18 protein-coding genes and 1 pseudogene are annotated in these 13,420 nt (G+C 70.0%); 18 read left to right on the top strand and 1 reads right to left on the bottom strand.

All coding sequences use genetic code 11. The annotated features are described in order from the left end of the window. From SM450_RS28545 to SM450_RS28630, 18 genes and pseudogenes are all read left to right on the top strand, one after another. Positions 1 to 90, top strand: a pseudogene (locus SM450_RS28545) (IS5/IS1182 family transposase); the annotation flags it as partial. 158 nt (positions 91 to 248) lie between these two features. Beyond that, positions 249 to 491, top strand: a complete 243-nt coding sequence (locus SM450_RS28550; RefSeq protein ID WP_474622878.1) for a helix-turn-helix domain-containing protein — start codon at positions 249 to 251, stop codon at positions 489 to 491. A 339-nt stretch (positions 492 to 830) separates the two neighbouring features. Next, entirely contained in the window at positions 831 to 1,070 is a 240-nt protein-coding gene (locus tag SM450_RS28555; protein ID WP_474622879.1) for a DUF6284 family protein, read from the top strand. Positions 1,071 to 1,122: 52 nt separating this feature from the next. Then, positions 1,123 to 1,788 (top strand): NUDIX domain-containing protein, encoded by a 666-nt coding sequence (locus tag SM450_RS28560; RefSeq protein WP_474622880.1) that lies wholly within the window; start codon positions 1,123 to 1,125, stop codon positions 1,786 to 1,788. Next, entirely contained in the window at positions 1,785 to 1,988 is a 204-nt protein-coding gene (locus SM450_RS28565; RefSeq protein ID WP_474622881.1) for a hypothetical protein, read from the top strand. Before SM450_RS28560 ends, SM450_RS28565 begins: the two co-directional genes overlap by 4 nt. Continuing rightward, positions 1,985 to 2,974 (top strand): ABC transporter permease, encoded by a 990-nt coding sequence (locus SM450_RS28570; protein WP_474622882.1) that lies wholly within the window; start codon positions 1,985 to 1,987, stop codon positions 2,972 to 2,974. The genes SM450_RS28565 and SM450_RS28570 overlap by 4 nt, the downstream gene beginning before the upstream one ends. After that, positions 2,971 to 3,114 (top strand): hypothetical protein, encoded by a 144-nt coding sequence (locus tag SM450_RS28575; RefSeq protein WP_474622883.1) that lies wholly within the window; start codon positions 2,971 to 2,973, stop codon positions 3,112 to 3,114. Before SM450_RS28570 ends, SM450_RS28575 begins: the two co-directional genes overlap by 4 nt. Positions 3,115 to 3,316: 202 nt before the next feature. Beyond that, on the top strand, positions 3,317 to 3,469 hold the full coding sequence (locus SM450_RS28580) for a hypothetical protein (RefSeq protein WP_474622884.1): 153 nt from the start codon (positions 3,317 to 3,319) through the stop codon (positions 3,467 to 3,469). A gap of 3 nt (positions 3,470 to 3,472) precedes the next feature. Further along, positions 3,473 to 3,658 carry a hypothetical protein gene (locus SM450_RS28585; RefSeq protein WP_474622885.1) on the top strand — a complete coding sequence of 62 codons (186 nt, stop codon included), beginning with the start codon at positions 3,473 to 3,475 and terminating at the stop codon, positions 3,656 to 3,658. Positions 3,659 to 3,749: 91 nt separating this feature from the next. After that, the gene (locus SM450_RS28590) at positions 3,750 to 5,933 is read left to right on the top strand and encodes a P-loop NTPase family protein (RefSeq protein WP_474622886.1); all 2,184 of its coding nucleotides are present in this window, start codon (positions 3,750 to 3,752) and stop codon (positions 5,931 to 5,933) included. A 148-nt stretch (positions 5,934 to 6,081) separates the two neighbouring features. Next, positions 6,082 to 6,321 (top strand): hypothetical protein, encoded by a 240-nt coding sequence (locus tag SM450_RS28595; protein ID WP_474622887.1) that lies wholly within the window; start codon positions 6,082 to 6,084, stop codon positions 6,319 to 6,321. Beyond that, positions 6,318 to 6,608, top strand: a complete 291-nt coding sequence (locus SM450_RS28600) for a hypothetical protein (protein WP_474622888.1) — start codon at positions 6,318 to 6,320, stop codon at positions 6,606 to 6,608. The genes SM450_RS28595 and SM450_RS28600 overlap by 4 nt, the downstream gene beginning before the upstream one ends. After that, positions 6,608 to 6,937 carry a MazG-like family protein gene (locus tag SM450_RS28605; protein ID WP_474622943.1) on the top strand — a complete coding sequence of 110 codons (330 nt, stop codon included), beginning with the start codon at positions 6,608 to 6,610 and terminating at the stop codon, positions 6,935 to 6,937. The genes SM450_RS28600 and SM450_RS28605 overlap by 1 nt, the downstream gene beginning before the upstream one ends. Next, complete coding sequence (locus SM450_RS28610) at positions 6,937 to 7,185, top strand: hypothetical protein (RefSeq protein WP_474622889.1); 249 nt, start codon at positions 6,937 to 6,939, stop codon at positions 7,183 to 7,185. Before SM450_RS28605 ends, SM450_RS28610 begins: the two co-directional genes overlap by 1 nt. Before the next feature lie 10 nt (positions 7,186 to 7,195). Next, positions 7,196 to 8,224: a bifunctional DNA primase/polymerase gene (locus tag SM450_RS28615; protein ID WP_474622890.1), complete on the top strand. Its 1,029-nt coding sequence runs from the start codon at positions 7,196 to 7,198 to the stop codon at positions 8,222 to 8,224. Continuing rightward, positions 8,221 to 9,039, top strand: coding sequence for a DNA cytosine methyltransferase (locus SM450_RS28620; RefSeq protein WP_474622891.1), 819 nt, complete (start codon positions 8,221 to 8,223; stop codon positions 9,037 to 9,039). The genes SM450_RS28615 and SM450_RS28620 overlap by 4 nt, the downstream gene beginning before the upstream one ends. A 4-nt stretch (positions 9,040 to 9,043) precedes the next feature. Beyond that, positions 9,044 to 10,612, top strand: coding sequence for a hypothetical protein (locus SM450_RS28625; protein ID WP_474622892.1), 1,569 nt, complete (start codon positions 9,044 to 9,046; stop codon positions 10,610 to 10,612). Between the two features lie 303 nt (positions 10,613 to 10,915). Beyond that, positions 10,916 to 11,857, top strand: coding sequence for a hypothetical protein (locus tag SM450_RS28630; RefSeq protein WP_474622893.1), 942 nt, complete (start codon positions 10,916 to 10,918; stop codon positions 11,855 to 11,857). Positions 11,858 to 12,387: 530 nt separating this feature from the next. Here SM450_RS28630 and SM450_RS28635 read toward each other — a convergent pair. Next, positions 12,388 to 13,353: a S41 family peptidase gene (locus SM450_RS28635; RefSeq protein WP_474622894.1), complete on the bottom strand. Its 966-nt coding sequence runs from the start codon at positions 13,351 to 13,353 to the stop codon at positions 12,388 to 12,390. Between the last annotated feature and the right edge of the window lie 67 nt (positions 13,354 to 13,420).

A 13,420-nucleotide genomic window follows, 5' to 3' on the forward strand; every position in this document is an offset into this window, starting at 1 on the left:
AAGCTGCGCTGCTGCCCACGCCGGGCCACCGCGATCGTCCAAGCAATCCTCGTCCTGCACCACGTCGAAACCAACCGCTACGCAGGATGAAAATGGCTGACTGCTCCACCGCCGCCATCGTGGTCCCCGCGCTCGTTGCATCGGCTTGCCGCACGGTTGCACCTGCCTTGCATGGGCACGCCGTCCGACTTCGACTTCACTGGATATCAGAAAGCCATTCGCTACATCAGACTACTGAGGAGACTCCCGTGGCTGAACCCCTCGCCCGTGTTCAGGAGCGCCCCCGCTTCCGGTCCGTCGCGGACACTGCTGCGCTTCTCGGCATGTCGGAGGTGACTCTCTACCGAGCCATCCACGCCGGGCAGTTCCCGGCCATCAAGGTTCGAGGAAGGTTCGTGATCCCCGCCCGCGCCATCGACGACATGGAGGCTTCCGCCCTGGCTCACGGCCTGGTCGATGCCGGCAACTACGCGTTGCGGCCCGCTGGCTAGGGCGCACGCTTCGGCCCCGGCGGCGCCGGTGGAACGCCGTTGTCCCGCGCCAACTTCCGGATGTACGCGCCGCTGAACGGCGACAACCTCTCAACCTCGGAAGGGCCGACGCCCTCGCGAAGGGCAGCCAGGACAGCCGCCACGACGGCATCGCGGGCGGCCTCGTGAGCCGCCTCGGTCCGCTGGTAGCGCTTCGTCGCTGCTGAGAGCACATCTCGGGCGTCACTCATCGCACCAACATACCGCTACCTACTTGCGCAACAGACCCACGTATCGCTACCTTGTTGCGCAACAGACAAGCGCTTCGCGAAGGATGCGAGGCACGCGAAAGGACATGAGGTGACCAGCTTCAAGCCCCACCCGACACCCGAGCCGACCGCCGACGACTTGGCCGCGATCGAGGGCGAGATGCCCCTGATCGAGGCGGAAGTCCTGCTGCTCGACGCGCAGATCGCCATCTTGACCAGCGACGGTCACCCGAGCGACCTGGACTGGCAGCGCATCCGGCGAGCACAGCGCCGCGTCATGCGGGAAGCCCGTGCCCTGCTCGACAGCAGCCGCGCCGACCGCGCCGCTTAGCCGTGCTGACCATTCGCCGCACTTGCCTGACCTGCGTAACGGAGGTTGCCGCATGACCCGCACTTACACCCACCCGAGCGTCCTGGACGGCATCGCCGCCGGGGCGTCGTGGGCCGACCCGACCATGGACCCCACCGTCATCAACTGGAAGCCCCGGCGGGCCGCCGCCGCCATCCCCTTCCCTCTGGTGGACGGTCGGCCGGTCAACCCGTTCGCGCCGACCGGCATCCGGTACGGCCGGAACGAGCTGGGCCATTGGGGTGAGGCGTTGTGTGCCGACGCCGTGGTGATGGCCACCGTCAACGGGCTGCGCCGCATCCTGCTGGTCGAGCGCGACGACAACCACGGATGGGCGCTGCCCGGCGGGCACGTCGACCCCGGCGAGGACCCCACCGATGCGGCGTTCCGGGAACTGGCCGAGGAAACCGGCCTGACCCTCGACCGGGCGAGCACCCCGCACACCCGCTACCCGGCCCGGTACGTGCCCGACCCGCGCGCCAGTGACGAGGCGTGGATGGTCACCGTCCCCGTCCTGATCGACCTCGGTCCGCTGCCGTTCCTGCCCAAGGTCACCGGCGCGGACGACGCCCGACAGGCCACCTGGCTGCACGCCGAGTCCTACCAACACCTCGTCGAGTACCTGCGCCACTACCTCGACGGCGACGTATTTCCCGCCCACCGTGACCTGCTCGTTGGCGTCCTGGACGTGGCCCGATGAACTCGCGCGCCATGAAGCTGCACCGCGCCGTGATGGACATGGCGGCCCGGTACGGCGAAGCCACCCAGGAGTACGCCTTCGCCACCAACGACCACGCCGACGTCCGGGCGCGGCACCTGCGCGCCATCCGCCGCCGCTACATCGCGCTGTACCGCCTGACTCGCGCCCTGGCAGACCTGACCGGAGGTACGAACCAATGACCGCCCCGACTATCAACGGCACGAAGTATCCGCAACCCGTCGCTAAGTTGCTGCCGGCCGCGCGGAAGCTCGCCGACGAGCTGGGCACGATGCCCAGCCGGAACCGGCTGATGCGAGAGTTCCGCATCGGTGCGCCGAAGGCCGACGAGCTGCGCTCGTTGTTGGCCGGGCCGCGCCCTCGCGAGATCGCCCGCCGCCGGGAGGCCGCCCGGGAGTACAACCTGGCCCGGGGCGGCACGGGCGGCGGCACGGACGCGGACGTCGTTGAGGCGGCCCGGAAGGTGGTGGCGGACCCGGGCGCGTCCGACTACCTGCGGGAGTTGGCGCGCGAGACGCTGGCCGACCTCACGCCGGTCGACGAGCGGACACCGGCCCCGTGGCTATACGCCGAGCCGATCGGCCCGCACCCGCTGCCGGCCCCGGCAGTACCCGAGTCCGCGCCGCCCGTCGAGCCGGCTCCCACTCACGCCCCGGCGGTCCTCGCCGCCGAGCCGGTCGAGCAGGTTAGGGCACCCGGTCACCCGGGCACGCCCGCCCCGGCCGAGCGACCTCGAAAGGCCGTCGTCTGGCCGGTCGTGCTGATGGCGCTCGGCGCGTTCGTGGCCGTGTGGTCCGGGTGGGTGGGGCTCGGGAAGCTCACCGGGTTCGGGAAGGTGGACCTGCTGCCCGGGATCGTGGAGCCGGGTTCGTGGGCCACGATCGATTCCGCCATCACGCTGCCGATCGGGGTGGAGGCGTACGCCGCCTATGCGCTGTATGTGTGGCTGTCGGGGCGGGTGCCGACCCGGGCGCGGACGTTCGCGAAGTGGTCCGCCCTCGCCTCCCTCGCCGTGGGCGCACTCGGGCAGGTCGCCTACCACTTGCTCGCCGCGTATGGCGTCACCGCCGCTCCGTGGTGGATCACCACTCTCGTGTCCTGTCTGCCGGTGGCGGTGCTGGGCATGGGTGCCGCGCTGGCGCACCTGGTGCGGGAGGACGCCCGATGAGCCGGCACAGCACCAGCGACGCCGCGATGGCCGAGGTGACCCGCCGGATGCGGGAGGCGGCCCGCGCTGCCGAGGCGGCTTCCCGGGCTGAGCGGGAGCGGGCCGTGGTCGACGCGGCGCAGAACGGGGGCCAGCGGTGAGCGCGGACCCGGGCCGGTCGGTCTACGTCTACCAGACCACCGGCCAGCCCGCCGGTATCCCGCCGTGCTGCCCCAACTCGCCCACGGGCTGCCCCGACGACATGAACGCCTGCGGCACCTGCCTGTTCGGCTGCCCTGCCCCCATCGGGCAGCCGTGTTGCCTGGACAACCCCGAATCGACCGACCGCAGGGAAGACCCCCGATGAGCAACAGCACCCCGAACACCATCAGCGACCAGCAGATGGCCGACCTGTCCCGGCGGGCGCGGAAGGCCAACCCGCAGATGTTCACCCCCGAGGCGATCCGGCAGCGGCTGGCGTCGCAGGCACAGCAGCGCAAGGCGAAGGAGAGCTGACCCATGGCCAAGAAGCAGACCTGGCAGTACCAGGAGCGGGGCTGCCACACCTGCAACGCCACCGGCACCGTCAAGCGGGACTGCCCCCGGTGGAACGACCCGAAGCACACCGCCCGGAACTGCTCGTGCAACGGCGGCCAGTTCTGGAACACCTGCCCGACCTGCAAGGGCACCAGCCAGATCCGCTAACTCTGCCCGGCGGCACAGCCCCACGGCCTGGAAACCAGTGCTGTGCCGCCGGTCCCCTTCCGATCTCCCGACCGTTGGAGGAACCCCCATCATGACGTCCCCCCACGACGACGACCGTTTCGACTGGCACGCCGCCGAGCGTGACCTGACCGACCCCACCTTCGGCGGCCCGGATGCTGAGGTGGTCGACCTGGACGCGGCCCGCGCCGCCCGCAAACCCGACCCGGACGACGGTGGGCCGGTGTTGGTCGACTCGCCGGCCGCGCAGCGCTCGCCGCGGTTCACCCTCGACGGTGCCCGCGCGGGGCAGCGTCGGCCGATCCTGCCCGCGTGGCTGCGCTCGCGTGACGAGCTGGTCGACGTGATGCGCTGGGCGGTCGGGCACCTGCTGCACACCGCTGCTTACCACGCCACCCGTGTGCCGAAGTACGCCGGGAAGGTGGCGCTACGCGCCCCCGTTGGCGCGGGTCGCCTCGCTGGCGGGGCGGTGCGGTGGGTGTTCGACTGGGAAGGCGAGCGACTGCGGCAAGCCACCTCGGAAACCCGCGACGGTGAGCTGTACCTGAAGCTGTCGCGCCAGCGTGACCGGCGGGTGCGGTGGCGCGGCATCGTCGCCACCTTCACTCTTTCCCTCACCCTGGTCGGCGGGGCGGCGATGGCGTGGGCGCCGGGCTGGGCGCAGTGGGCGGTCCCCGCGTTGCTGGTCACGCTGTGCGGGTTGGCGGGGCAGCCGGCCGATAAGCCGCTGCTCGACACCGCCGTGGTGATCCCCCGTGTCGCCCGGCTCACCTCGGATGTGGTGGTGCGCGCCCTGGCGGTGCTCGGCGTCGCCGGCATCACCCAGGCCATCGCCAAGCAGGGCACCAAGGCGATTGCCTTTACAGCCCCGATCACCCGCGACGGCCCTGGCTGGCGCGCGGACATCGACCTGCCCCCGGGCGTGACCGCCGGGGACGTGATCGAGCGCCGCGACCGGCTCGCCGCCGGTCTCACCCGCCCTCTCGGCTGCGTCTGGCCGGAAGGACAGCCCGAGGTGCACCCGGGCCGGCTGCTGCTGTGGGTCGGGGATCAGGACATGGCCGCCACTCCGCCGAAGCCGTGGCCGCTGCTCAAGGCCACCGGGGGTTTCGATCTGGGTCGGCCGGTGCCGTTCGGTACCGACCCGCGCGGCCGGGTGGTGTCGTTCGAGCTGCCGTACACGAACCTGCTGATCGGGTCGATTCCCGGCTACGGCAAGACCGCCGCCACCCAGGTACCCATGCTCGCCGCCGCCCTCGACCCGTACGCGGAACTGTGGTGCTTCGACTTCAAGGGCACCGGCGGCCTCGACCCCCTGGAGAAAGTGTCCGCCCGGTACGCGTCGGGGCAGGACGACGACACCGCCGAGGCCGGGTTGTTGGCACTGCGGGAGCTGCGCAAGGAATGCCAGCGCCGCGCCGCCGTCATCAAGGGCCTGCCCAAGACGGTATGCCCGGAGAACAAGGTCACCCCCGAGTTGGCCCGCCGCAAGACGTTGGGCCTGCACTGGCTGGTGGTGGCTCTGGACGAGGTGCAGGAGCTGTTCTCGCATCCGGAGTTCGGCAAGGAAGCCGGGGAGTTGGCCGAGAAGGTCATCAAGCTGGGCCGCGCCCTGGGCGTCATCCTGGTCGTGGCCACGCAGCGGCCGGATGCCAAGAGTCTGCCGACCGGGGTGTCGGCAAACGCGGGAACGCGGTTCTGTCTGCGGGTCATGGGCCAGATCGAGAACGACATGATCCTCGGCACCAGCGCGTACAAGAACGGCATCCGGGCGACCATGTTCGCCAAGAAAGACAAGGGCGTCGGCTACCTGGTCGGTGCGGCCGACGACGCGCAGATCGTCCGCACCTTCTACGTCGACGGGCCGACCGCCGAGAAGATCACCGACCGGGCACGCGCCCTGCGCGAAGCCGCCGGCACCCTCACCGGCCACGCCATCGGCCAAGCCGCGCCGACCCCGGCGGCCCGGCGGGACACGCTGCTCGACGACATCCTCACCGTGGTCCCCGCGACAGAGGCGAAGGTGTGGGCCGAGACGCTCACCGACCGGCTGGCCGACCTCAACCCCGACGCGTACGCCGACCTGACCCGCGACCAGTTGACCGCCGCACTCAAGCCGTACGGGATCACTACGGGGCAGGTGTGGGGAACCGACCCGGCCACCGGCAAGGGCGCGAACCGGCGCGGCATCGAACGACAGCACATCACCGACGCGGTAGCGGAACGTAACAAGCGGCGAGGGGACAAAGCCGCTTAACCCGGACAGCGTGTGGTCGCTAGGTCTAGCGGCACCCCCCGCTAGACCTAGCACCCCCGCTAGCAACCCATCGGATACCTGGCCAGCGCCCTAACAACTAGCGGCGCCAGCCCTCGTACACCCTCAAACCGGCTCGTGGAGGCGTTTCGTGACCCCCATCCTGCTGCTCGCTAGCCTCACCCCCCTCGGTTACACACTGTGCTACCTCGCGACCTGCGCCGTCTCCCCATGGGGACGCTGCCGCCGCTGCCACGGCCGGCGCTTCCACCGCACCGCCATCGGCACCCGACGCGAGTGCCCCCGCTGCGACGGCACCGGCATCCGCGTCCGCATCGGCCGACGCCTCATCAACTACATCCGCGCCGAATACCGGGCCGGCCAGCCGTGACCCGCCCCAGCGAACACACCGACTGGTGCGGACGCGACCACCGCTGCGGCCTCAGCGAGCACCGCTCACCCGAAATCGTCGTCGACGTCCCCGGCCACGCCCGCGCCGTCCTCGTCCGCGTCCGCACCGCCGCCGGCCGCGAACACGCCGAGGTGCGCGTCCGCGTCGCGCTCGCCTCCGGTGAGGTGGCCGCGCGCCGTCAGTTGGTCGGGCTGCTGGGCGACCTGCGCCAGGCCGTCACTCGGGCGGCTATCGCTGCCCGTCCTCGTCCGAGAAAGGCCGCATGATGACTGACCTGTTCACCCTCGCTGCCCTGGTCACTGACCGCTTGGACGCCATCAACGGGCGCAGCCGTGAGGAAACCGGGCTGCGGATTCTCAAGGTCACCGAAGAGGCAGGCGAGGTTGCCGCCGCGTGGATCGGCACCATCGGCCAGAACCCGCGTAAGGGCGTCACCCACACCACGGACGACGTGGCCGCCGAGCTGGCCGATGTGGTGCTCACCGCCCTGGTCGCTATCGCCAGCATCGGCCACGACCCGCGCCAGGTCATGACCGCTTGCGCGGGCAAGGTCGCCGCCCGCCTCGACACCGCCTACAGCCCGCCTGCGCGCTGATGGCCGCGCGGTGGCTTGTCGCGTCCACCGTCCTCGGCCGGCCGGTGACCGACACCGAACCGTATCCGCACATCTGCGGCCGGGTGCTGGCTACCGGCACCCTCAGCGGCCAGCCGGTCCGCCTGCAACGGCGTGACTGCGCCGCCTGCGCTCAGGGACGCCACGACCGCACCCACCGCCGACCCGACCCAAGCGGCGGCGTGGTGGTCGACCTGGCCGGCGCCCGCGCCCGCCGCCGATCCGCTTAGGAGAATCCTGATGCCTGACTTGCTCGCCACCGCACTTGCTCACGCGGCACGCGGCTGGCACGTTTTCCCGCTGCGCCCCGATCACCCGCACGCCCTCGACAAGGACGAGGCGAAGCGGCCCGCGTTCCCGAACCGGTGCACCGCTGAGCGATGCGGCCAGACCGACCCGCGCTGCGCCGCTGCCGGACGGCATATCGGATGGGAGGAACGCGCCACCACCGATCCCGACCGCATCCGCCGGGCATGGTCACAGCAGCCCTACGGCATCGGTATCGCTTGCGGGCCGTCCGGCCTGGTCGTGGTCGACCTGGACATCCCGAAGCACCCCGACGACACCCCGCCTGCCGCGTGGGAGGGTACGTGCGATGGGTGGGCGGTGTTCGCCACCCTCGCGGACCGGCACGGCACCCCGATTGACATGTTCGACGGGTTCGGTCCAGACGCCGGGCCGCGTACCGGCATCGACGCGACTTATACCGTGGATACCGTCAGTGGCGGTAGTCACCTCTACTACCGCCACCCCGACACCGGCCCGGCGCTACGCAACACCACCGGCGACCGGGGCGGCCTCGGCTGGAAGGTCGACACCCGCGCCCACGGCGGCTATGTGGTCGCCGCCGGCTCGACCGTCGCCAGCCGCCCTTACACGGTTTCCCTCGACGTTGACCCCGTGCCGCTGCCCGGATGGGTGGCCGGGCTGCTCGCCCCCGCGCCGCGACCGGCCCGCCGGGCAGCCGCGGTGAGCCTGCCGGCCGACCGGCACGGCCGCTACCTCGCCGCCGCGATCCGCCGGCAGGTCGCCCACCTGGCCGCCGCCCCGGACGGCCAACGCAACCACGCCTTATTCACCTCAGCCGTGGCCCTCGGCCAGCTCGCCGCCGGGGGCGCGCTGACCGACGACGACGTGACCGCCGTCCTAGAGCCGGCCGCCCTGTCCATCGGCCTGCGCCACACCGAGATTGCCCGCACGATCGCCTCTGGCCTGCGCGTGGGCGCGCGTCAGCCCCGTCGGCTGGGCGGCGTTCGGGAGGCAGCGTGAGCGAGCCGTTGAACGTGTTGGAGCTGTTCGCGGGGATCGGTGGCCTGTCGCTGGGGTTGCAGCGGGCCGGGATGCGCATCGTGGGCCACGTCGAGATCAACCCGTTCTGTCGTGCCGTCCTGCATAAGCACTGGCCGGAGGTTCCCTCACATGACGACGTTCGCACTGCCGCCGCCTGGTGGCGCTCCACCGACCGGCCCCGGGTCGATGTCGTCGCCGGCGGCTACCCGTGCCAACCCGAGTCGACCGCCGGTAAACGCCGGGGCACTGAGGACGAGCGGTGGCTGTGGCCGGACATGGCCCGGGTCATCCACGCCATCCGGCCCCGGTACGTCGTCGGCGAGAACGTCATGGGACACCGCACCCGGGGACTTCGTTTCGTGCTCCGAGACCTCCACCGACTCGGATACGCCACCCGTGCCGGCGTTGTCTCAGCTAGCGAGGTGGGGGCACCTCACCGGCGTCAACGCATCTTCGTCCTCGCCACGCTGGCCGACCCCGAAAGCCGCGGACTCGACATCGGGAGCGAGCTACGGCCGGACGGCAGCCGGCGGCGGCGGCGGCCCGAACCTGCTCGCCGCCGTCCGGCTCTGGCCGACCCCGACAGCACGCGACGCGGGACGAGGAGCGGGCTGGGACCGTCCGGGACGGCCACTGAGCGAGCGCGCTGGTGGGCCACTGAACCCGACGTGGGTCGAGTGGCTCATGGGGTTTCCGACCGGGTGGACCGACTGCGCGCACTCGGCAACGCCGTCGTCCCCGCCGTCGCCGAACACATCGGCCGCATCATCCTCGACCACCACGAAGGCAGGTGACCCGATGAACGCCGAAGCCACCCGATTGAAGGTCGGCACCGGCCCGGAAAGCATCCGCGCCCTCAAAGCCGCGCTGGTCAACGGGCTACTCCCGGACACGTACGTGTCGGCCGGTCAGTTGGTGCACATGGAAGCCGTCTCCGGTGACCTGGCTCCGGCCGCCGATGAGGATTCGCCGCTGCCGGTGTCGGCCAGCGTCATCAACCCCGCCGGCCTGGCCGGGCTGCTCGCCGAACACGCCTACGTCTACCGGATGCGCACCCGCAAAGGCGACGGCGGCGACCCGGAGCCCTTCGAGGAAGAAACCACCCCGTCTCGGGAAGTCCTGTCCTCCGTCCTGGCCGGGAAGACGTGGCCGGGTGTGGCACCGCTACGCGGGATCATCGGCGCTCCCGTGCTGCGCCGCGACGGCACCCTGTTGCAGACCCCCGGCTACGACCGCACCACCGGCCTCTATCTCGCCTCAAAGGTCGCCCTACCGCCCGTGCCCGACGCACCGACACCCGAGCAGGTCGCGGAAGCGCGGACGTTCCTGCTCGGCCGCTTCCTGCGCGATTTCCCGTGGGCCTCGGCCGCCGACCGGGCCAACTACGTAGCCCTGTTGGCGACGCCGATCCTGCGGCACTTCACCCGCAGCTTGACCCCGTTCGCGCTGATCGACGCGACCATGCCGTCATCGGGTAAGACGATCCTGACCGCCGGGCCGGGGATGCTCTACGGCCAACGCGTCATGAACTGGGCCTACGCCGATGAGGAACTCCGCAAGTCCATCACCGCCGTGTTCGCCGAACAGGTCGGCGTGGTCATCTGGGACAACCTCGCCGAAGGCACCGTCATCGACTCCGCCGTCCTCGCCCAGCTCGTCACCAACGGCGTCTGGTCCGACCGGCAGTTAGGGGCATCGCGGAACATCGCCACCGTCAACGACCGGCTGTGGATGGCCACCGGCAACAACCTGCAAGTCGGCGGCGACATGGCGAGCCGCACCGTCCGCGTGCACCTCGACCCGGACATGCCCCGCCCCGAACTACGCGACCAAACCGGGTTCGGCATCCCGCACCTCGACCAGTGGATCACCGTGCCGGCCAATCAGCTCACCGTGCTGTGGCACCTGCTGGTGCTGGTGCTCGACTGGACTCGGCAGGGAGCACCGCGCGTCTCCGGGTTGTCGATGCGGCAGTTCACCCCGTGGGCGCAAGCCCTCGGCGGGTTCCTCGCCCACCACGGGATCGACGGGTTCCTCACCAACGCCGCCGAGGTACGCGAGATCGATGAAGACGAAACGCGCTGGCGCGCGTTCCTCACCACCTGGCATGAGCGCCACGCCGGTCGAGCCATGACCGCCGCCGACCTTCGCCGCGACGCCGAACCCCTGCACCTCGGTAGCGACGCCCACGACCCGTGGGACGGCCAATTCATCACCACCGCCGCCGGCCGCCTACCCAACCCGCTGCAACTCGGCCGGCTGCTTACTGGCCAGGCTGGACGCTGGCGCGGCGATCACGTCCTCCGCACCGGCCGCAACGAACGCGGCGACCGCGCCGTGTTCTGGGTCGAACGCCACCAGGGCTGAACCCGCTGAACCATCTCCGCACCTCCGCAACGCCGCACCAACCCTCCACCACCAGGAAAAACACCCTGCGGAGATCAGACCATCAGGAACCATCAATCTCCGCATCTCCGCAACCTTGGTGCGGAGATGAACCCCGATTGCGGAGATGACCGGTCAACAGCACTCCGCATCTCCGCAAGCATTCACCCAGCTCACAGCCGTGTTTGCGGAGATGCGGAGATGCGGAGATGGTTCAGCCCTTCCCCGATCAGTAGGCAGCCGGAGCAGCCCGTCGCACGCCTGTGCGAGAGTGCCCCTGTGCGAATGACCGACGATCGCGGCCAGGTACTCGACGCTGAGTTCTCCGTGGAACCCGATGGCGATCATGTCGCCGTCATCCTCGAAAGCATGAGCGGCCGCGCCACGGGCAGAGCCGCCAGGAACACTGACTATCGGGCCGCACTGGAACTGATCTTGCAACGTCTTAAGGACCGCCGAGCTGTCATCGAGACAGCTATCGTCGACTCGCAACGCACCCAGCTACTTCCCGAGTCGAGCCGTCGCCTGATCAGCGAGCCCGTTCACCTGGCCGATGTTCCCGACCCTCGCGGGCTCCGACGAAAGCTGACCAACGCCCAAACCACGATCGGGCAAGCGCCCACCGCCCGGCGCCCCGGCAACAGCACAAAGCGGATTCGGCTCCGTCTCAGCGTCCCCGGCTACGACTCCTCCGGCTCGGTCCGACTGGCGGCCGATCTAGCCGCGGGATCGTCGCCCGCAGTAGCCGGCGAACCCGACACTCGCCCGGCCGACCTAGACGAGTTGCGGAAGGCGATCAAGGACTTCCGAGGCGATCCCGACGGCCGTCGCCTCGCCGCATACCGACGAGAGCAAGCCCAGCTCAAGCGACGCCTCCGTGACATCGGCGGAACGGCGTGTGCGCTGTGCGGTCGTGAACTACCACCACAGTTCCTCGTCGCCGCCCACATCAAGAAGCGCTCCGCGTGCACGGAGGCCGAGAAGCTCGACTACGACAACGTGGCAATGCTCGCCTGCGTCCTCGGCTGCGACAGCCTCTATGAACACGGCTTCGTCACGGTCCAGGCCGGGGGCGTCATCGAGGTCAGTCCACAGGTAGCACTCTCCCCCGCGGTCGCAGCTCACTGCCGCACCGCGTTGACTAAGCAGACGACCGACTGGTGGTCGCCCAGCCGAGAGCCCTACTTCGCCTGGCACAGGGACCACACCTTCCGGCGCTCTGCGTAACCAACCCTGAGCGGTCTTCCGTCGCCTCCGACGCTGCGAGGGCGCCCGAAGGCGCTCGGACGTGGGGCTACTCGTGGTGCGAAGTGCAGGCGGTCGGAGCAATTGGAGTGGCCAGAGAAGGAGAAACCGCAGCTAGAGAAGCCTCTGAAACTAGAGATCAATACGCGAACGCCACTTCTAATCCCAAGGCCGCAGGTTCGAATCCTGCCGGGCGCACAGGCACCACCACAGGTCAGCGGCTTCCCGCTCCCGGTCGAGACGATCACAACGGCCCCCGTGCAGCCATTCGTACTGCCAAGTCAGCCGAAGAGGCGCTTCGCGGCCTCGTCCGCGGCGGCCCGTTCGATCTCCGGCAGCACGCGACGAATGCCGACCGCGTCAGCTAGGGATGGCACCCCGTTGCCGTGGGCTCAGCTCGTAGAGGCGAGCGGCGGCAAGTGTGGCGTCCATGATCGCGAACCGTAGAGATCAGCAACCAGTGCCGCCACAGCCAACTCTTACCGCGAATCGCCCGATGTCGGCGCGTTCGATCAACGGATGGTCCGCGACTCCTGGTCGGTTATGCCCTTCAGCGCGTCCCTTGCCTCGTCGAGGATGAGCCGGACGGTCGAGGTCTCCAGCACGTGCCGGAGCGCCGTCTCGTAGGCGATGTCGAAAGCCAGTTCGGAGGGCACGTCGATGTCCGGAATCACGCCGACGCCCTCCCAGTTGGTGCCGGTCACCGGGTTGATCGACCTCGCGGTGGGGATCGTGATCTCCAGGGTGTCTGTGAGTGGGAACGCATCGGTCGGGTGCGCTCCCCCGCGGGTCACCTGGCCGATCAGCGTGGCCCGGCGCTGGGCTTGCAGGTTGTAGGCCAGTTCCTCACCGGCGGAGAAGGTCTGGTCGCTGGTGAGCACGTACACCGGCCGATCGAGATAGCGCGCCCCCGGCAGGTGTGCCAGCGTCCAGTACTGGCGGGTGCGCCCGGTGGCGGCGTCGAAGACGTCGTTGAGATGGGTTTCGGCATCAGGGAAGAAGTAGCTGCACCAGAACGCGACCCCTTCGGGCGCTCCGCCCCGGTTGCGACGCAGATCGATGATCAGCGCGTGGGTGTGCGACACCAGTTCCATCGCCGCGGCGATGGCGCGCCCGCCCACCGCGGAATCCGGTATGCCGTGCAGGTCGAGGTAACCGACGTTGCCGTCGAGTCGTTCGGCGCGGGCGACGCGGTAGCCGGTCAGCCGCAGGTATTCCTCCCAGGCGGCCTTCGAGTCTTCCTCGCCGGTGCGCCCAGCCAGTCCGGCCTCCCGCAGCCGCACGCGCAGATGCCTGTCCGCGCACAGGTCGAACAGATGCTCCGTGAGTCGGTTTCCCAGCGCATTCTCGTCAAGACCGTCGTACTCACCATTGAGCGCCCGCGCGCGGATGTCCTCGGCCGCCACGGCGGCCCGGTCCGGAAAGACGTACTTGTCGGTGAGCAGGTCACAGGCGATCGCGACGAGGTGGCGTGGCATTGGCGCACCGTAACAGCAACCGAGGCGGCGGCGGCGACCGCCGCCTCTGGCACCGACGCCACACCCA

This window comes from Micromonospora marincola (assembly GCF_056150385.1).